The 20,587-nt window shown below is 46.9% G+C and carries 16 protein-coding genes and 1 pseudogene; all 17 read right to left on the reverse strand.

Annotated elements, in window-relative coordinates; all coding sequences use genetic code 11:
* Positions 1 to 2: 2 nt before the first annotated feature.
* The 17 genes and pseudogenes from JW799_RS04815 to metK all read right to left on the reverse strand — a co-directional run bounded on the left by JW799_RS04815 (position 3) and on the right by metK (position 20,464).
* Positions 3 to 1,187 carry a glycosyltransferase family 4 protein gene (locus JW799_RS04815; protein ID WP_205428868.1) on the reverse strand — a complete coding sequence of 395 codons (1,185 nt, stop codon included), beginning with the start codon at positions 1,185 to 1,187 and terminating at the stop codon, positions 3 to 5.
* On the reverse strand, positions 1,184 to 2,368 hold the full coding sequence (locus JW799_RS04820) for a glycosyltransferase family 4 protein (protein ID WP_240353520.1): 1,185 nt from the start codon (positions 2,366 to 2,368) through the stop codon (positions 1,184 to 1,186). Before JW799_RS04820 ends, JW799_RS04815 begins: the two co-directional genes overlap by 4 nt.
* A 24-nt stretch (positions 2,369 to 2,392) precedes the next feature.
* Positions 2,393 to 3,937 (reverse strand): asparagine synthase-related protein, encoded by a 1,545-nt coding sequence (locus tag JW799_RS04825; protein ID WP_205428870.1) that lies wholly within the window; start codon positions 3,935 to 3,937, stop codon positions 2,393 to 2,395.
* A complete protein-coding gene (locus tag JW799_RS04830; protein WP_205428871.1) occupies positions 3,930 to 4,943 on the reverse strand; it encodes an NAD-dependent epimerase in 1,014 nt (337 codons plus the stop codon). Before JW799_RS04830 ends, JW799_RS04825 begins: the two co-directional genes overlap by 8 nt.
* Before the next feature lies 1 nt (position 4,944).
* Positions 4,945 to 6,267: a nucleotide sugar dehydrogenase gene (locus tag JW799_RS04835; protein ID WP_205428872.1), complete on the reverse strand. Its 1,323-nt coding sequence runs from the start codon at positions 6,265 to 6,267 to the stop codon at positions 4,945 to 4,947.
* Between the two features lie 16 nt (positions 6,268 to 6,283).
* Positions 6,284 to 7,390 (reverse strand): glycosyltransferase family 4 protein, encoded by a 1,107-nt coding sequence (locus JW799_RS04840; protein WP_205428873.1) that lies wholly within the window; start codon positions 7,388 to 7,390, stop codon positions 6,284 to 6,286.
* Between the two features lie 12 nt (positions 7,391 to 7,402).
* Positions 7,403 to 8,269: an NAD-dependent epimerase/dehydratase family protein gene (locus tag JW799_RS04845; RefSeq protein WP_205428874.1), complete on the reverse strand. Its 867-nt coding sequence runs from the start codon at positions 8,267 to 8,269 to the stop codon at positions 7,403 to 7,405.
* A complete protein-coding gene (locus JW799_RS04850; protein WP_205432818.1) occupies positions 8,266 to 8,904 on the reverse strand; it encodes a sugar transferase in 639 nt (212 codons plus the stop codon). The genes JW799_RS04845 and JW799_RS04850 overlap by 4 nt, the downstream gene beginning before the upstream one ends.
* A 21-nt stretch (positions 8,905 to 8,925) precedes the next feature.
* Positions 8,926 to 10,371: a polysaccharide biosynthesis protein gene (locus tag JW799_RS04855; RefSeq protein ID WP_338026218.1), complete on the reverse strand. Its 1,446-nt coding sequence runs from the start codon at positions 10,369 to 10,371 to the stop codon at positions 8,926 to 8,928.
* Positions 10,365 to 10,745 (reverse strand): hypothetical protein, encoded by a 381-nt coding sequence (locus JW799_RS29515; RefSeq protein ID WP_338026219.1) that lies wholly within the window; start codon positions 10,743 to 10,745, stop codon positions 10,365 to 10,367. The genes JW799_RS04855 and JW799_RS29515 overlap by 7 nt, the downstream gene beginning before the upstream one ends.
* 20 nt (positions 10,746 to 10,765) lie before the next feature.
* Positions 10,766 to 11,179, reverse strand: coding sequence for a CpsD/CapB family tyrosine-protein kinase (locus JW799_RS29955; protein ID WP_420830599.1), 414 nt, complete (start codon positions 11,177 to 11,179; stop codon positions 10,766 to 10,768).
* Between the two features lie 86 nt (positions 11,180 to 11,265).
* A pseudogene (locus tag JW799_RS29960) lies at positions 11,266 to 11,340 on the reverse strand (CpsD/CapB family tyrosine-protein kinase); the annotation flags it as partial.
* A gap of 97 nt (positions 11,341 to 11,437) precedes the next feature.
* The gene (locus JW799_RS04865) at positions 11,438 to 12,211 is read right to left on the reverse strand and encodes a Wzz/FepE/Etk N-terminal domain-containing protein (RefSeq protein ID WP_205428875.1); all 774 of its coding nucleotides are present in this window, start codon (positions 12,209 to 12,211) and stop codon (positions 11,438 to 11,440) included.
* A 152-nt stretch (positions 12,212 to 12,363) separates the two neighbouring features.
* Positions 12,364 to 14,508 (reverse strand): S-layer homology domain-containing protein, encoded by a 2,145-nt coding sequence (locus JW799_RS04870; RefSeq protein ID WP_205428876.1) that lies wholly within the window; start codon positions 14,506 to 14,508, stop codon positions 12,364 to 12,366.
* A gap of 119 nt (positions 14,509 to 14,627) precedes the next feature.
* Entirely contained in the window at positions 14,628 to 15,410 is a 783-nt protein-coding gene (locus tag JW799_RS04875) for a tyrosine-protein phosphatase (RefSeq protein WP_205428878.1), read from the reverse strand.
* Between the two features lie 21 nt (positions 15,411 to 15,431).
* Positions 15,432 to 19,091 (reverse strand): Ig-like domain-containing protein, encoded by a 3,660-nt coding sequence (locus JW799_RS04880; protein WP_205428879.1) that lies wholly within the window; start codon positions 19,089 to 19,091, stop codon positions 15,432 to 15,434.
* A 167-nt stretch (positions 19,092 to 19,258) separates the two neighbouring features.
* On the reverse strand, positions 19,259 to 20,464 hold the full coding sequence (gene metK, locus JW799_RS04885; RefSeq protein WP_080832548.1) for a methionine adenosyltransferase: 1,206 nt from the start codon (positions 20,462 to 20,464) through the stop codon (positions 19,259 to 19,261).
* Positions 20,465 to 20,587: the final 123 nt, after the last annotated feature.

Raw genomic sequence — 20,587 nt, forward strand, 5'->3', positions numbered from 1 at the left:
TATCACTCTTTATTTTTTATTTGTTTTAATACCTCTAGATATCTCTTCGAGAAGTGTTGCAATGTAAAATACTCATAATAACAACTTCTATTTAATTCCCCCATCTTAATTAAATTATCTCTATTGTTAATCAAAATTAATATTTTTTGCACTAACTCAGTTATATTTTCATTTTCAAATAATATAATGCCCTCAGTCAATTTTGCAATTGACTTATTCCCTCCAGTACTTGAAGCAATAACTGGAATTCCTAATGAAAGAACCTCCAGCATTACAAGATCAAAATAAGTATTTCGATTTGGAAGAATAAATAGATCAGAGGCATTAACAATACTTCCAGGATCATCAGTCCAACCAACTTCTATAAAGTTTGGGCTATCGGATTTGATATTCCCCGTCCCACCACTAATAAATATTATATCTTTGTCGATTTTATAAATTTCTTTGGCTACTTTAACAAGAATATCGAATCCTTTAATTGAATTGTGCCTTCCAATATATGAGATAACAAACGCTTCTTGTGAGATCCCTAACTTACTTCGGAACGCATCTTTGGGAATGAAATAATTTAATGGTTTGGATCCCGTCAAATTGAAGAAAATTTTTTTTTCAAGCATTATTTTATCAAAATCCTGAATAAAGCTTGAATATATCTCCATTGATTCCTTTGAAGGAAAGATAAAGTACTCACACTTATTAAAGACACTGTCTTCGATTTTTTTGATTGTACTTTTATAATTTTTCAATTTTAATCTTTGATTATTAAAATTGCTTCGGATAACTTCTACGAATTCATCTGCAATACTCTCTGGTGTATGTGGAGTTAAAATAACTTTGGCTCCATTGAGATTGTATTTCATGAGAAAGTTGTAGTCCATAACATTATGAACATGAACGATATCCCCTTTCTGAAAAACAATACTACTAAGTTCATGATGAATGGGAAAATGTCTCAGTTGTATGGACTTCCTTTTCATAATTTTCTCAGTCAAGAAATTACTTTTTCCTATGATCTTCTTTAATTTCCCAACTTTATCTTTTGAAATTATTCCATCACTTCTCTTTGATATAAATCTTACTTCCTTTTCTCTTTGAATTTCCTGTATCCCCTCTTGAAGATTAGCTAAATATCCTGAGGGACCTCCCCTTCGAATGTCTAGCTCTCCTGGAAAAATTATATAATTCAAATTTTAATCCCCTTCTCTTTATTAGCTATACAAGAGAGAAAAAACGATTCTCTAGTACTATCTAAATTACTTTTTGTAAAACTTTTTGATTTGTAAAAGTTATACTTACAAATTTCAGCATACAAACTTTTATTAGTTAATAGATCTTCAATTTTTCTCGCTAATTCTTTATAATCCTTTTTTTTAATTATAAAGTCTCCTCTAACCACTTCAGGAAAGCCCCCTACATTTGACGTTATAACAGGGCAAGCCCTACTCATTGCCTCAATAGTAGCTCTATTCATTCCCTCCTGAAGGCTTGGCTGTACGTAGATATCTATTTGATCCAACCATCCCCAAACATCCTCTCCGCTTTTTCTTATACCATCTAGTTTAATGTTTTCTTCTAGCCCTTCTTTTTCAATTAAATTTTTAATTGTACCGATGTTCCCATGCCCCAGTAAGTGTAAGTGTATAGAATATTTATCCTTCAACAGGGAAATTGCTTTTATTGCAGTCTCATGTCCTTTAAACCTATTCCCAGAACTTCCAATTAATCCAATTTTAATCACTTCATTAAATCTCTTTTTATTTATGCGCTCCAACAATATAGTGTCTGGAAAATCATATATTTCTACATCCGAGCAACCAATATTATTATTAGTGTTTTTGTATCTTTTCTGTAAAAATTCATTAGTGACGTACAGCACATTCTGTGCATCTTTAATTATCTTTTTTGTCTTTAAATACATAATTGGGGCGGCTATTTTAGTTTTAATTTTACCAAAATTCCATAATGAGTCCCATGGACAAGCTACCAATTCGCAAATAATAACTTTTTTTTGCTTTATTGCTTGTTTATACGCCAAACTCCCAATTACGCTGGGTAATCTGACTACAACACAATCAACCTCTTTTATAATCGTATTTATTTGTTGAATAATTTTCATCCTATTCACTAAATAATCCTTATGTGAAGTATATTCGCTAATTGGTCGAATAGAAACATTCTGACCATCGGATCTTTGAAGGTTATTCTTAAAAGTTTCATTTTTATAATCATCCAAGTTTCTTACTCTACATCCAACGATCAGAGAAGAAAATAGCTTGAGGTACCGTTCCCAAAGAGAATATGAAAAACCAATTGAAAAGTAATGATTCTTCTCATCCTTAAAAACGGGAAAATCGTGGAAAAAGGCCATTCTCACCACTAGTTCACTCCTGTTTTAAAATTTAAAGGAGATATCCAGTTCAAATTCAGGTAAGGATTGGTCGAAACTTCCTATCACTGAACTATCCCTTCTATTAAGCCATGCTGATAATACAAACAAGTGATGAATAGGACCATTAAACACATAATTTTCTTTCCTGTTCCAATAATACTTAAATACTCGGTTTATCGAGGGAATTATACTTGAAGCAGTATTTATTTCTTTCAGAATATTATTCTGATTAGCTTTAATAAAACTCATAATATCATATCTGAATGAACCTTTTTCTTTTAAATACTTAAATTCACCAAACTCTGCATTAAGTAGTCGTCTTAGTGCCAATTTATTAGTTCTTTTATTATAATCATAGCGATCTTCTTCGCGCAGATTAAAATAATATTGAATTATACTACCATTTGTAAAAGGAAATATTGCCTCTGAATCCTGATTAAAAGCTGCAAGTCTTGCCTTCTCCATACAACAAGCAGTATCAAACAACCGTCCTCTTACATAAGCACGCAAATCGACTTCACTTAATCTTTTATAATTAATATAAAGAGATTTAAAAAAAGACCTATATTGCGTTTGATGTGGAAAGATATCGAGCACATTGGAATGTGATACGTGACTACCTGAAATTACCCTTTCGGTAGGATACATCATAAATGATTTCAAGGCATATGACATTTTAGTACCAAGCGGCGGCACTTCGAACTTATCCCACAAAAAGGGGAATAATTTAATTATGGAGTACTGTTTTAGTCTTGATTCAAGTTTAGACGGAATATGTCCCATATAAATGTCGTTTCCCATACCATCAATTACTATGCCTTTTTCAGCCTTTCCCTTTTCTAAGGAGTAAATGTAGGAAATAAGTGCATAATCTCCATTTATAGCAGGGCTTTTCTCACAGAAACGTATAAAAGAGTCATATTCCCCTAACGGATCTGCGTTTATTATAGTATGATTATAATTGAAACTTTTTGCTATTGCTTTTGCATCACTAGCTTCATTTTCTCTATAGTTGGGGTTATAAGTAATTGCATTTACATTTTTTATTTGTGCCTCCTTCAGGGCCAGCATTAGTGCTGTAGAATCTTTTCCAGAGCTTTGCATAATGTAAATATCACGCTTTTCGTGATCTAATACTGAAACTGCATCAGTTAGCACTTTTTTTAATTCATTATTACTACTATGCTGCTTATTCATTGATTTATTACTTAGGTAAGGAAAATCCACTTCATAGAACGCTTTATTTTTAAACTTCTCTATTGTTAACTTATCACCGATGGTCAGCCTGATAACATTTCTATATAAGGTAAAAGGCGGGGGAACGAATCCATATCCTAACAAAAACTGGCACCCCATTACCGATACTTTCAATTTTGATTTGGATTTAAGTTCAGCTTCAAGACTTTTCCATGAATCAAAAACCCCTAAACACTCTTTGTCTAGGTAAACAAATACATCTTTTGCACCTAAATTGTCACCATAAATTATAATAGATCTGTTATCTCCATCCCCATAAGGGAATTCATTAATTTCATATAACTTATTCATTTTGACCCTCCATTATATACCCTTTATACCATGATACAAAATGTCTAAGTCCTGTGTTTAATGTAGTTTTGGGGCAAAAATCTATAGAATTTTTTATGCTTTTAATGTCCGCATATGTTTTGTATACATCGCCCGGCTGCATTGGGTGAAACTCTAATAAAGCTTTCTTACCAATCTGCTTCTCTAACTCTTCAATTAAAGTCATTAATTTTTCTGGACGATTGTTACCTAGATTATATAATTTATATGGATGATTAAGAGTTTCAAGGGATTGAGATTTGTTGGATAATTTTATAACCCCTTCAACAATATCCTCAATATATGTAAAATCCCTATACATATCTCCATTGTTATAAACCATAATCGGTTTGCCTTCGATGATAGCCTTTGTAAAAGAAAAATAAGCCATATCTGGCCTACCATAAGGCCCATAGACGGTAAAGAAGCGAAGTCCTGTCGTAGGAATCTTATATAAATGACTGTACGTATGAGCCATCAATTCATTTGACTTCTTTGTTGCTGCATAGAGGCTAACGGGATTATCTGTTCTATCCTCTGTTGAGAAAGGGACTTTTTCATTTCCGCCGTATACAGAACTAGATGATGCATAGAGGAGGTGAGCAACTTTAAAATGTCTACACATTTCCAAAATATTCAAAAAACCGACAACATTGGATTGTATATAAGCGTCTGGATTTTCAATGCTGTATCTGACACCGGCTTGAGCGGCTAGATTAATTACGACATGGATTTTTGTATCAGAAAAGAGCCTCTGAAGATATACTTTATCTACAATATCAGCCTTATGAAAAGTAAATTGATCAAACTTGTTTAATATATTTAAACGAGCATATTTTAGTTCAACATCATAATATTCGTTGATATTATCAAGCCCAATAACTTTACACCCTAACTCTAAAAGTCTTTTAGATAGGTGCATGCCTATAAAACCAGCTGCACCTGTCACAAGATAAACTTTGCTGTTGTCTACTGATTTTAATTCCATATTAAACACCTACACCAATGTATTTAAATCCTTTTTCCAACATTGTTTGCTTATTATAGATATTTCTAAAGTCAAAGAAATATTGACTTCCTCCAACCGCACGAAGTTTATCGAAATCAAGATTACGAAACTCATTCCATTCAGTAAGAATTACTGTAGCATCCGTATTCTGAATGGCTTCATATGTGTTACTACACCATTTAATGTGGTCGCCAAGGTGCTTAAATCTCCAAGCCCCTTCTTTTATACCTTCCGGATCAAACACATTCAATCTTGCTCCCCTTTTCACTAATTCCGGCAAGATCACAAGAGATGGCGCATCCCTCATATCATCGGTATTGGGTTTAAAGGTGACACCTAAAATCGCTATCGTCTTATCTTTAAGATCCCCGAATGCACTTACGATTTTGTCGACCATTCTTAATTTTTGCCGTTCATTCGCTTCAATAGTAGCCTCAATAAGAGAAACTCGCTCTCCGTTGTCTTTAGCAATTTTAGTAAGAGCAACCGTATCCTTAGGAAAGCAGCTTCCTCCATAGCCGGGACCTGCATGCAAAAACTTGGGGGAGATACGCCCGTCTTGCCCCATTGCTTTGGCAACTTTTTGGACGTCGGCTCCAACCTTTTCGCAAACATTAGCAATTTCGTTTATAAATGTAATTTTCATTGCTAAAAAAGCATTCGATGCGTACTTAATCATTTCTGCTGTTTCTATATTGGTTTCAACAAATGGGGTTTCGTTAATATAAAGAACCCGATATACTTCCTTCATTACATCGAATGCCCGATGACTTTCAGCGCCAATTACAACCCGATCCGGGTGTGTGAAGTCCTGTACAGCAGAACCCTCTCTAAGAAATTCGGGATTTGAAACGATATCGAAAGAAAAATCCTCCTGTCTAGATTCTATTATGTCACGAATGATTGATTTAACCTTTTGGCCGGTTCCAACAGGTACAGTGGACTTATTGACAATCACTTTATATCCATTCATATACTCTGCAATATTTTTCGCCACATCGAGCACATATTTCAAATCAGCGCTACCATCTTCAGCTGGAGGAGTACCGACAGCAATAAAAATAACATCATTACTTTGGACCGCTTCTTTAATGTTTGTTGAAAAACTTAAGCGTTTATAATAATAGTTTTTTTGAACGATCGACTGCAAACCTGGTTCGTAAATTGGAATAACACCGTTTTTCAGTTCATTGATTTTATTTTGGTCGATATCCACACAAGTTATGGTGTGACCAAAATCTGAGAGAATAGCCCCGGACACCAACCCAACATAACCTGTACCGATAACTGCAATTTTGGCCACAAAGGCACCCTCCAATTCATAAAACTATTTTATTTATTTCGTCGACATATGCTCCAACAACAATATTCCGATCAAATTCTCTCTCAACTTTCAACCTCGAGCTTCTGCTCATTTTAATTTTTACCTCAAGAGGAATTTGAATGAACTGCTCGATTTTTTTGACTAAGTCTTCCGTGCTTTGGGGTTCAAATGTGAAGCCATTACGTCCTTCTTGAATGACCTCGCGGCATCCGGGTATATTTGAGGCAATTAAAATACGTCCCATCGCTGCTGCCTCAAGCAATACATTTGACATTCCTTCTCCACCCTGTGAAGGCTGTATAAGACAATGAGCTTCTTGTATAAAAGGTTTAACATTGCTCTGGTAACCTAAATATGTAACAATTCCCTGATCCTCATATTGTTTTATTTTATCTTGATAATGAGGTTGCGTTTTTTCAATAAAGCCAATGATATTAAACTCAACATTATTATACTTTTCTTTTATTCTTCTTGCGGCTTCTAAGTATTGATCTATCCCTTTGTCTTTCATAATTCTTCCAATAAAAATAAATTTGAGATTTTTATCGGCGGGAAAATCTTTATATTCATATTCATTCAAGTTGACGCCTGACCCAGGAATGAGTCGGTGATTATCGGAAATAATTTTTTTATTCAGTATAATGCTCCTGTCCTCCGTATTCTGAAAGAAAACGCAAGAAGAACGACGCAAACTCACTTTATATAATGTGGACAAGACGCTTTTCAACAACTTACCTTTATTAAAACCGCTTCCTAGCCCTGTTATATTATTTATGTACGGGATTTTTAATATTCTGCAAGCTATACCCCCATACAAATTAGGTTTTATTGTGTAAGTCAATACAACATCAGGTTTAATTTTCTTAAGAACACGCAAATAATGTAAAATTAATTTTAAATCCTTAATAGGATTCGTGCCTCTACGATCGACATTTGTTTCTACAAAGTGGCATCCCCACTCGATCATAGTCTGTACCTTTTCGTCCTTAGGCAATGAGATGTACACTTCATACCCATCACTTAATAATTTCCGAATTAATTCCTTACGAAAATTGTAAATTACAAACCCGTGATTCCCCAGCAGTAACACCTTTTTTTTCATCCAGCACCACACCTAATTGCAGCTATTTTTTATGGAAGTCTCAAAATCAGTTACACAATACTTAAAATTCGGCAGGATGCTTTTATGGTAAATTTTGCTTCCGAATACCTTATTTACAAAAGGGATGGTATTTGAAAGAATCTTTAATATCGGGTTAAACCAACGTATAAAGTATACTTTCCTGTTCATATTTTTCGCCATTAGTCTAATAATTTCTTTCGTCGAAACAAGTTCCTCATTTTGCGGAAAATAGACGCCGTTTAGTTCTTTATCGATAGTTAATCTTAGGAACTCACATAAATTGTGTATATAAATTACGCTTCGTTGATTCTCAATATTAGGAAATATCGGGGAAAGGGCGGCGATTTTTTTTAGCTTTGGAAAATTCCCTTTGCAGTTGGGACCATAAACCATTGGAGTTCTAACAATAACAGTCTGAAACCCTTCAACACTTAATCTTTGAATATACAAATCAGCATCAAGTTTACTTCTTCCATAAAAATCTACCGGGTTGGGAACTGTATTGGCATCAATACAGTAAGACTCTCCTATTCGGCTATCAGCACCGTAAATAATCATGCTGCTCATAAAAATAAATTGAGGTACATTTTCACTTTTCGCCTTTTGAGCAACCTCAATTGCCAAATCGCGATTAACCCGATAATAAAGGCTCTCTAAATCCGAAGAAGTTGAGACATGTGCTATTCCTGCAACATGCAGTACTACATCATATTTTGAAAAGCTCTTTTTTTTCCATTCGTCACCTCTAACGGATAATTCATCAACCTCATAACTATCCGGCCACTGATCTAACCAACTTTTAAAATTCGTTCCGATGTAACTTCCTTTTCCTGTGATCAAAACTTTTTTGTGCTTCATTGGTTTATTGAACTCCTTTTAATATCGGGAGCTTTTTCCGTATGATGAGCCATTCCTTCTTTTACTCCGTCTGATTTAATTACGCTTGTTATAGTAAGAAGAAATATTTTTATATCAAATGCCAAAGATATCTTGGCAGCATATTCCCCATCCAACTTCGCCTTTACTTCAATGGGAAGTTCATCGCGCCCATTGATTTGAGCCCAACCTGTTAATCCAGGTTTAATATCATTTGCCCCGACTTCATCTCTCGCTTGTATCAGATCGTACTGATTCCACAAGGCTGGTCGAGGGCCAACGATACTCATTTCACCCTTTAAAATATTTATGATCTGAGGCAGCTCATCCAGGCTTGATTTTCTAAGGAATTTCCCGAGCCTCGTAATAAAAAAGTCGGGATTCTCAAGGAGATGCGTTGGCATTTCCTTTGGGGTATCTGTTTTCATGGTACGGAATTTCAAAATGTAAAACTCTTTTTTGTTTTCTCCAATACGCTTCTGTTTAAAGTATACCGGACCTTTAGAATCTAGTTTTATTACAACCGCAATAAGAACGAAAAAGGGCCACAGACAGAGCAGCCCAACTATCGCGAGTACAACGTCTATAGCCCTTTTTATCGATTTATAGCCAATCATTTCATTCACCTGCACTTTCTATCAAGACACAAACTCCAATATCGGAACCAAACTCTCAATCGCATCCTTAACCACTTTCGGCTCCTCGCCGATGACTCTCTCCAGTCGGCTGAACTCGAGATCCAGTTCTTTCTGGCTGATAATGCTGGGCTTGCCGATGTAAATTCGCTCGTGCTGCGTTTTCGTGGCCCCTTCTTCCGCGGTGAGCAGTTCTTCGTACAGCTTCTCGCCGTCGCGGATTCCCGAGAACTCGATGTCGATATCGACGTACGGCTCGTATCCGGACAGCCGGATCAGATCTTCGGCCAGTTTGAGAATGCGGACCGGTTCTCCCATATCGAGAATGAAGATTTCTCCGCCCTTCGACAGGGCCCCGGCTTGAATGACCAGCTGAACGGCTTCCGGGATGGTCATGAAGTAGCGAACCATGTCCGGGTGGGTAACGGTGACCGGACCGCCAGCGGAAATTTGCTTTTTGAAAAGCGGAATGACGCTGCCGCGGCTGCCCAGCACGTTGCCGAAGCGGACGGAGGCGAATTTCGTTTTGCTGTGTACGTTCAGGCTTTGGACGTACATTTCCGCGATCCGCTTGGTCGCTCCCATGACGCTGGTCGGGTTGACCGCCTTGTCGGATGAAATGAGGACGAAACGGTCGACGCCGTATTTGTCGGCGCTGTCGGCCACGTTTTGCGTGCCGAAGACGTTGTTTTTGACCGCTTCCGACGGGTTTTTCTCCATGAGCGGAACGTGTTTGTGGGCTGCGGCGTGAAAAACGACTTGAGGACGATATAAATCGAATACGTAGTCGATTCGCGCGCGATCCTGGACGTCGGCGATGATCGGTTCTATATGTAAATGCGGAAAATTACGCTTCAATTCCATTTCAATGTTGTAGATGCTGTTCTCTCCATGACCGAGAAGCAGCAGCCTGGATGGTCGGAACGGCGAGATCTGCCGGCATAGCTCCGATCCGATCGAACCGCCGGCTCCCGTAACGAGCACGACCTTGTCCTCTACATATTCGGCGATCCCGACCAGATCGGTCTTGACCGGATCGCGGCCGAGCAAATCCTCGACGTCGACGTCCCGCATCGTGCTGAACGAGATTTTTCCGTTGACCATATCGCGAATGCCCGGAATCATTTTAACTTTAGCGCCTGTCGATATACAAAGATTGATAATCTCGGAGATAACGGTCTTGGGAGCGGAAGGAATGGCGATAATGATTTCTTTGATTTGATGCGAGATAACGACTGATTCGATGGCATGGCGGTCGCCCAGTATCGGCAAATTATAAGCGGTCAGGAAATGCTTTTGCGGGTCGTCGTCGATGAAACCGACCAGCTTGCGATCGTTCACATTCGGACTCATAAGATCTCTTGCGACCAATACGCCGCAATCGCCGGCTCCGAAAATAAGGGTAGGAATCTTGTTGTCTTTGCCAGGGGTTCGCCTGTTGCTCAGCACGCGCCAAAATACGCGCGCTCCCCCATTAGCAGCAGACTCGTTTCCAGCGTTCGAACGGCAACGGACAAGGGGACCCTATGATCCATATACAGCAAAGTAATCAGGTAGGCAGCTCCCCAACTGATCACGACGGCCTGACACATTGTCAATAGCTCCCGGATGCTGGCATATTTCCACATGCTGCGATACATTCCGAGATAGAGCATGACGATCAAGCAGAGTCCGGAGGAAAGCAGGCTGTATTCAAGAAACTGGCCGATATATTCGCCCGGCACACGCCCTTCGAACCGGAAGAAATAAGCCGTATAGCTGCTAAACCAAACGATTAGCAGATCGATCACGAACAATACGACCAGTTTTTTTTTGACAGCCATTTTGCATGCCTCCGCCTTGCTTAATTATTTTTATCGCCGTAGTAGTAATAGTAGTAGCCTTCGCTTTTTCTGCGTTTGACGTTGTTGATGACGACGCCGAGAATTTTGGCTCCAACCTTATCCAGGCCTTCCTTGGCTTTTAATGCGATTTCCCGTTTTACTTTTCCATGGTCCAATACCAGAATTACGCCGTCGCAACGCGTCGATAACAATTGGGCGTCGGTAACGGCCAACGTCGGCGGCGAATCGATTAAAACAATATCGAACCGTTCGCGAAGCTCTGCAATGACACTGGACATGCGCTTCGAAGCAACCATTTCCGCCGGATTCGGCGGAATCGGACCGGATGTAATGACGGACAGGCCGGGAATTTTCGTTTCCTGAATCGCCTCCTCCAGGCTGCATTGCTGGGACAGAACGGAGGATAGCCCCATCTGTTCGATACTTCAAACGTATGGTGCTCGGTCGGCTTCCGCATGTCGGCGTCGATCAACAGCACCTTGCGTTCGGATTGGGCATAGGTAATGGCCAGGTTGCCGATCGTCGTCGATTTTCCTTCTCCCGGGCCTGCGGACGTTACCATGATGACCTGCATTTTCTCATCGATCGAGGAAAAGTCGACGTTGGTCCGAAGCGAACGGTAAGCTTCCGAGATCGGCGAACGGGGATTCGTATGCGTAATAAGATTGCGTTTATTTGCCGGTCGTGACACGGGATAGCTCACCTGCCTGTTTGATGGATACCGATTCGCTCGGTTTCGCCTCCGCCATTTCCTCCGGCCCCATTCTCGTAATCATCGCCAATGTCGGGAGACCGAGAACTTGTTCCACATCCGCTTCCGTCTTCATCGTATCGTCCAAATACTCGAGCAAAAACACGACGCCGACCGCAAGCATCAGAGATACGATAAACGCGATGATCGTATTCAACATGACGTTGGGCGAAACCGGGCTCGGCTGTTGGGCGGGCTCCAGCTTGGCCTCGTTCAGAATCGAGACATTTTGAACGTTAAATAAAGTAGGAATTTCCTGTTTGAAAATTTCGGAGACGGCGTTGGCGATTTGGGCTGCTTTCGAATAGGAGAGGTCGTTCACGATAACCGTCATCACTTGCGTATTGTTGACCGAGCTCACCTTGATCTTGCGCATCAGCTGCTCGGAAGTCAGGCCGAATTCGGGGTGATTGGCGACGACTTTATCCAGAATGGCGGGCGTTTTGATGATTTCTTTGTAAGTGTCGATCATTTTGATGTATGTGTTGACTTCATTTAAATCCAATTGCTGTACGGTCGTGTTGTCGGAAGCGCGATTGACGATGATCTTCGTCGAGGCTTCGTAAACAGGCTCGATTACGAATTTGCTGTAGATGCCTGCCGCGATCGTGACGATTAGCACGAAACTTACGATCCACCAGATCCGCTTCCGGACGATGCGAAAGTAATCGCGGAGATCCAATTCATTGGACACGTCATGCTCCCTCCAAGCTGCTCCTGGTTTCGGTCTATGATGCTCTACGAAGCGTACAGAAACGAGTATTTCATTAACCCCATACAAAGAACATCCTCCTCCCATCAAGATGAGAGGAGGATGGCTCCTTTGCAGACGAGAACTATCTTCTCTTATTCCGCTTCAACGTTCAGAGCGCGGTAGACGATGACGGCAGCTTCCGCACGGCTCGCATTCGCGTTCGGGCTGAATTTGCCTTCGTTGCCGATGACGATGTTCTTGCTGGCCGCAAGAGCTACGCCGGATTTCAGGGACGACGGAATCGTGCTGGCATCCGAGAAGTTAGCGAGAGCAACGTCAACGTCGGACACGGCTTGTACGCCCTTCGCCACTTGCAGCGCGCGGGAGATCATCGTAGCGATCTCGGCGCGGGAGATCGGCGCAAGCGGATCGAAGCGAGTTTCGGAGCGGCCGTTGATGATGCCATTGTCAACCGCTGCGGCTACAGCCGGTGCATACCAAGCGTTTGCCGGAACGTCGCTGAATTTGGTAGACGATGCGTTCGGGTTGTCGAGATCAAGAGCTTCGACGAGAATCTTCGCAAATTCGGCGCGCGTTACGTTCGCACGCGGATCGTACTTGCCGTCGCCGCGGCCTTCGATTGCGCCTTTAGCGGCGACAACTTTGATTTCGCGGCCGGCCCACGATTGAACGCTTGCCACGTCGCTGAACGTTACGTCGTTTTCAACGCCGACGTACGAGGAGAACGTGTAACGGTTTTCCGTCAGAACGCCGTCGCCGTATACGCCGCCTTCAACCGATTGCGTGCTGCCGTCGATTTTCAGGACGGTCGTCAGTTCCGTATCGATGCCGGTCGTATTGACCAGCGGAATTTGGATTTGAACCGGTTCGTTGAACTCGTCATAAACGGTGCCGTTAACCGACAGGCCGTAGTTGAATACGTCCGTTACCGCCGGGCGGCCGCCGGTTTGAGCCGTCGAAGCAGCCGTTCTGTCGAGCGTAAAGATCACGTCGCCGTTGACGGCGCTGATCGGGAACTTCGTCGTGGCGCCGGAAACCTTGATCGCAACGAATCCAAAGTTCAGTTCGGATGCTTTCGCGGCGATGTCTTTCGCCAGGTTGACGACGCTGGACGAAAGCGTAACGTTGCCGAGATCGATCAGCAGCGTCGGCTTCTTCAGCTTCGCTGCATTGTCGGCACCGATAGCGTCGACAAGCGAAGCTTTCAGTTGTTCGACATTGCCGAACAGTTGAGCGAGGTTGCTGGCCGTCAAGGATACGACAGCTTTGCCGTCAACTTCGCGCACGTACGAGGAAGCGTTGAATTGAGCCAGCTTCGCAATAGCTTCGAACGCGACTTTGAGCGCTTCGTCGATCAGCGCTTGCTTCTCGGCATCGGTTGCGGTTGCAAGCTTAGCCTTGATAGCGGCAAGAGCGTTCTTCGCGTCGGCAAGCGTCGTGTCGGTTACGACGCCGCCACCGCCGCCGCCGACAACCGGGTGCGTGTACGTGTAGTAGGCGGCTGCCAGTTCGAGAACGGCCTGGTCGAACAATTGGGTTCCTACAGCTTCCCGGAAGCCCAGGAATGCTTGCTTCAGGTCGGCTGCGGTAATTCCAAACGCATCAAGTCCCTCGTTGTTAGCCACAAAATCGGCAAACACGGATTCAAGGAGAGCCGTGTAGCCCGCAGTCGGAACCCCGCCCGTCGCATTCAACTGGTTGTTGATGAGCGTGATCAAACCGTTCGTGCCATAAAGGAGACCGTACAGCTCTTCCTTGGTAAGATCCAGGCCGGATTCGGCTTCAAGCTTGGTCAACGTAGCAAGAACATCGGCGTCGTTGTCAAGAGCCAGAATCGGATGCTCGTCCAAGCCGAACGCAAGCTTGATCAGCGCTGCAGTCAAAATGTCCACATTTGCGGAATCCTGGCCGGAAATCGGCGCTCCGCCAATGGTAATCTTGCCTTTGACAGGAGCGAAGATGTCATCGAAATAGCCTTTTCCGCCGTCGTCATAAGTTACGTAAACAACGCTATTGACGCTGTCCAGGTATACTTTTTCCGCAACGCTATAAGGAGCGGTCTTATTCGCGTTGTCAAGAATGCCCTTAACCCCATAAACAATGTCCGTCACGCTGTATACGCCGTAAGAAATCGAACCTACGGAAGCAGCGGAAGCCACGTTGTTGAAACCAAGCTTCTGCGCGAGTCCCTTGCTGCTCAGCGGAATACCCGCGAATGCGGTTACGGCCAAGCTTGCTGCCAAAGTCGTTGCTGTCACTTTTCTCTTCAAAGACATCCACTTTCACCTCATATGTAATTTTTAAAGTCAAACCCTACCGCAGAATAACCCTATCAAAATACTATTTAACACTTTAACACTCTTTTAACTAAGATACCATTATTAATCGACAGTGGTCAACTTTTCCTGAGAAAACCTGCGATTTTCCCCCAAATATTCACACTTTTTTCAAAAACAACGGATTCGTTCAATGGACGATTATACAGCACGGAGGCTGCATTTTGTCTAAAATTCTCCTTAAATTTTTCGCCCAATTTGCTAGAGATCAGCTCATAGGCTTCCTGCAACCTGAATCCCCGGCGCTCCACATGGTGCGCATCCGAAGACACGATATGGATCAGACCGGCGCGGCACAAAGACCAGGCCGACTCTTCCGCCTTCTTGCCGAACAGGCCGAGGAGCGAATGCGTCGTCACTTGGGCGTACGCTCCGACCTCGACCAGCTGCGAAAGGCGCTCCGGGTAACGAAGGACTTCCGAGTTGCGCTCGGGGTGCGCGATAATTGGCCTCTTCCCCATGATCTTCAACTCGTGAATCAAATCCGCCATACCGGACGGAATGCGCCCCGTCGGCATCTCGAGCAAGACAAAGTCGGATCCCGCCAGAGACAGCAGCTCGCCGCGCTGCCAGGCGTCCAGCAGGTCGTCGTGAACCCGGATTTCCTGTCCGCATTCGACCCGCAGCGGTATGCCCTCCTCTGCCAGACGCTCGCGGAACTGCTCCGCCCTACGCCGGATCGCCTCCGCCTCGTTCGAATATGCTCCGTTGGCATGGTGCGGCGTCGCGATGACGGTGTCGATTCCTTCCGCCACCGCGGCACGGGCCATGTCCAGGGCGTCTTCCCACGTTTGCGCGCCGTCGTCGAGACCGGGCAGAATATGCGTGTGAATATCGATCATGTGCAGCCCCGCTTTTGCAAATTAGGATTCGAGCAATTCGGCGTACTCCAGCATTCTCTTGACCATGGCTGCCGCCTCGGCGCGAGAAGCGTTCGACTTCGGCTGGAACTTCGTCGCGGATACGCCGTTCATCACCCCCGCTTCCACATTCCCCGCAACCGCGCTCCTGGCCCAGTTACTCACCGCGTTCCCGTCCGTAAAGCGGGACAAGGTGTTGGCCGAGGAAGAAGGCTGCACGCCGGCATACGTCATCGCGCGCAGCATCATCGTCGCCATCTCTTCACGGGTGATGGAGGCGTTCGGGTTAAATGTGCCTTTCTCGGTGCCTTGAACGATTCCGACGTTGCTGACCGCCCCGATATAGGCCGCGTTCGCCCCGTTCGCGCCGACATCGCTGAACTTGGCCGCGGCGCTTCGATCTCCGGGGAGGCCGAGGCCGCGGGCGATAAACTTCGCGAACTCGGCCCGGGTAATGTTCTGGGCGGGAGCGAAGGTCGTCCTCGTCGGACCGTCTACAATAAATTTAGACGCAAGAATCGCCACATCGTTGCGCGCCCAATGCGAATTCATGTCCGAAAAAATCCGGTTTGTTTTTCCAACGACGGCAAAGGTCCCGTTTTCTTTCGCTTCGGTGCTCACTCTTACGCCGTTTGCGGAGCTTTCGATCGAGGTCGGCGCATACACCGCATCGCCGTACTGGTCGTCCCAGCGCACGACGGCCGTCTCCGAAGGGAGCGCCGATGCCGAACCGAGCGCGAACGTCTTTTTCACGCTGCCGCCCGCATTGTAATTGGAAACTTCCCGCTGATTGCCGCCGGACACGACCACCATCGAAAACGCGGCGGCCGTCGCTTGCGGCGTCGCGGTACGGTTTCCGATCGCGGCGGAGAGCGAGCTGTTGGCCGTCTGCTCCATCGTCAAATACAAGTAGGCCGAGGAGACATCGCCGCCGATGAGCGAAAGCTCCTGATTGAAGTCGATCGCGTTCAGCGGAATCGTATAGATCAAATTGCCATGCGCCACTCGGAACGATGCGCCCGAGTTCATGGAAGCTCCGCTGATCAGCCCGCGGAGCGGCAGTCCGACCATCCCGGCCGTTTCGGTGTCCGGAACTTTGAACGTCAATTGCTGCGCGGTCACCTGCGTCGTGCTCGATTTCAGCATCGCAAGCGAAGTAATCATCTTGTCCGCGTCGATCATGTAGCGGTTGCCCGATTTGCCCGATGCCGTCGTCGAGGAGGCGGTAGAGGCCGCGCTTAACCCGAGCAGCAGTCCGCCCTCCCCGTCCGAATTCAAATAGTCGGGCGCATTCGGGATCGACGACGATTCGTTCGTGACGGTCCGGTTGGAGAAGCCCTCCATCTTGTTTCCGTTCGCATCCTGCAGCGATACCCCCGAATTGAAATAGGTCAGAGTGACCGCCTGGCCGGAGGGAATGGCGGAAGCAAGCGTCAGCGTGACGGTCTGGCCCGAAACGGCGACGCTGCGGACGGTGATGTTGTTCCCGTTCGTTTGCACGACGTACTGCAGCGCGTTCGGAACGACGGATGCGTTCAGCGCGGAAGAGTACGTCAGCGTCAGCGTCGTGCCATTGAGGACCAGGGACGACAGCGTCGCGCCGCCGGCCGTCGCCGACCCTACGATGATCTGGTAGGCGCTGATCGTTCCCGCCGGGTTGCCCGCAAGATCGGCGATCGCCGGGGATCCGGGAACATACGTAACCTGGACTTGCTGATTCGCCGACAGCGCCCGGGAAAGCGTCAACTCTACCGTATTGTTCGCGATGGCGACGGAAGAGACGGTCGCCGCCGTCCCGTTAACGAGCACGGAGAAGCTGGATTTCAACGGAACGCGGGACGGATTCAAACCTTCGCTGAAAACAAGCTTGACCACGCTCCCCGAAGCGGTGCCGGAGACCAGCGTCGGCGGCACGGTATCGGTTGCGTTTTGAACATAGAAGCTGGTGAACGCCGCCACGGCGTTTCCGCTCAAATCGACGAGCGGAGCCGTTCCGGGGGCGTAGCTGACCGCCGCCGCTTCTCCGTTGCCGATCGAGAAGCCGAGCGAAAGAATGACGTTGGCCCCGCTGATCGATACCCCGCTCACTCCGCGGGCGGAACCGCCCACGCTGACCGTGAACTGGGAAGCCGACGGCGTCGTCGCGGCGCTCAGCGATTTGTTGAACGTCAGCGTCAGCGTCGCGCCGCTTACCGTTCCGCTGACGGGCTTGGGCAGCGTCGTGTCGGTCGTGTTCGATACCGCTTGCCCATTCAAGGCGGCGGCGTTGTTGCCCGATTTGTCCCGCAGCGGACGGTCGCCGATCGTATAGCTCAGCTTGACCGTTTGCCCGACGGTAACGCCGGATTGCAGCACGAGGCGCACTTCTTTGCCGGACACCGCGACGCCGTTTACCTGCCGCGGCACGTCGTTGACGACGACGTAATAGTTGGACGCGTAAGGCACGGACGTTTCGTCCAAATCCTCGTTATACGTCAGCAAAATGTTCGCGCCTTCGATTTTGGCGGACGACAGCCCGGGGGCAATCTTGTCGGAGCCGACGGTCTGGAAGGTCCAGCGATAATTGTTCAAAATGCCGGGAAAATAGTTGCCGGACAGATCGGTTACGGCATCGGCCGGAATCTGGACGACGTATTTGGACGCTTGCCTGAACGGCGTATCCGGCGTCAACGTCAGCGCGTTCGGGTTCGAAGGATCGACGCCGATCGTCAGCGGCACATGGTCGGTGCCGCCATCCAGCAGGGCCGTTCCTTTTTGGCCGTTTGCGCCTTGGACCGGCTTGTTGAACGTCATTTTCAAAACTTCGGTTTCTTTCACATAGTTCACGCCCGAAGCCGGCGACACGCTGACGAGCTCGGGAACGTTCGTATCCTTCGTAACGGTAAAACGCCAGGTCGTCGTATCGTTCGCCGCGATTCCCGGATAAAAGTTGCCCGCCGCGTCGCTCAGCGCGTTGTCTCCGATTTGGACGGCGTACACCATGTTGGCGGCAAACGTTCCCGGGGAGATCGTAATCGTGTCGGTGCCGGCTCCCGAAACCCGGTCGGAGTTCGCCGGAATAACCGTGTCCGTGCCGTTTGACAAGTCCTTGACGATAATGTTTCCGGGGCCCGGAATCACCGCTTCGTTGAACTTAAGCGATAGATTCGTGCCCAGCGAATTGGCGACGCCGTTCGGCGCCGGGGCGTACGTCAGCACCGTCGGAGCGGCCGTATCCCAACCGCCGATCTGAAAATTCCAGGACAGCGGATCGGTAATGCCGGCAAACGGGGCTCCGGCGCCGTTCGTGAAAGCGCCTGCCGGAACGATGACGTAATAGCCGCTTCCCCCGGCCAGCAGATTCGCGTCCGGCGTAATCGTCACGGCGGTGGCATTGTAGTTAAGTTGAATGTTGGGCGAGTTCGTGGCCACGTTGTATTTCGCAACCGTCTCGAACGTGGCGGAATTTTTGATCTCGATTTCCCCGGAGCCGGCTTTTACGGGTTCGTCGAACTGGATTCGCAGCTTCGTATTGGACGGGACCGAACTTGCGTCGTCGGCCGGGAACAGGGACGTGACGACCGGTCCCCCGCGGCCGCGATCCGCACCTCCGCGCCCGAAGACGCGGCGCTTGCGCCGGCGGAGGCGAACGTTTGAGCGATAAGGGCGATAACAAGCAGCCATGATAGTTTTCTTGAGCCTGGCAATTCCGTACCTCCTGATTAGGGCAGAGTTTATGTATTATTTCGGTTTTCGCGGACGTATTTATTAGAGAAAACGGCGAAAAACGCAAAAAAGCCGCGTCCCGAAGGTCGGAAGACCCGCGGAATGCGGCTTGCAAGCGAAGATGGTTAAGCCAATACGGCGCCTTTCTTCAGCAGCTCGACCTTATCCAACCGTTCCCAAGGAAGGTCGAGGTCGTTGCGGCCAAAGTGGCCGTAAGCGGCCGTTTGACGGTAGATCGGACGGCGCAAATCGAGCATCTTGATGATGCCGGCCGGACGAAGGTCGAAGTTTTCGCGGATCAGCTCCACGAGCTTTTCTTCGGGAACCTTGCCGGTGCCGTAGGTGTCCACATTGATGGAAACCGGCGTCGCGACGCCGATCGCGTAGGCAAGCTGGATTTCGCATTTGTCCGCAAGGCCCGCCGCCACGATGTTCTTCGCCACGTAACGAGCGGCATACGCCGCCGAGCGGTCGACCTTGGTCGGATCCTTGCCGGAAAACGCGCCGCCGCCATGGCGGGCATAGCCGCCGTACGTGTCGACGATAATTTTGCGGCCAGTGAGACCGGCGTCGCCTTGCGGGCCGCCGATGACGAAGCGTCCGGTCGGGTTAATGAAATATTTCGTTTCCTTATCCAGCCACTCTTCCGGAACGACCGGCGCAATGACGTGCGCGCGGATATCCTGCTGGATTTGCTCGAGCGTCACTTCCTCGGCGTGCTGGGTCGAGATGACGATCGTATCGACGCGAACCGGCTTGCCGTCCTCGTATTCGATCGTGACTTGCGTCTTGCCGTCCGGGCGCAGGTAGTCGAGCGTGCCGTTTTTGCGCACTTCCGACAACCGGCGGGACAGACGGTGAGCCAGCGCGATCGGAAGCGGCATCAGTTCCGGCGTTTCGTTCGTCGCGAAACCGAACATCAGCCCTTGGTCTCCGGCGCCGATGTCCGCGTTTTCTTGCAGGACGTCTTTGCCGTCGCGGCTTTCGAGCGCGGCGTTGACGCCTTGCGCGATGTCCGCGGATTGTTCGTTCAGCGAAGTCAGTACCGCGCAGGTGCTGGCGTCGAAGCCGTATTTCGCGCGGGTATATCCGATTTCGCGAATCGTGCTGCGCACGAGGGATGGAATATCGACATAATCGGCTTTCGTGCTGATTTCGCCGATAACGAGTACGAGTCCAGTGGCAACCGAGACTTCGCAAGCAACGCGGGCGTACGGATCCACTTTAAGAAATGCGTCCAACACCGCATCGGAAATCTGATCGCATATTTTGTCCGGATGGCCTTCCGTGACCGATTCGGACGTGAAGAGATGCCGACCTTTTATCGACATGATCTTCAACCTCCCCTACACAAAAAATGAACCTTTTCCGGTAGGAAAAGGTTGTAAAAGACAGACCTTCTGGAATTAAATAATACCGGAATTGTCGAGGAGTGTCAATCGAACCTGCCGAAA

It is taken from the genome of Cohnella algarum (assembly GCF_016937515.1).
GTDB lineage: Bacteria > Bacillota > Bacilli > Paenibacillales > Paenibacillaceae > Cohnella > Cohnella algarum.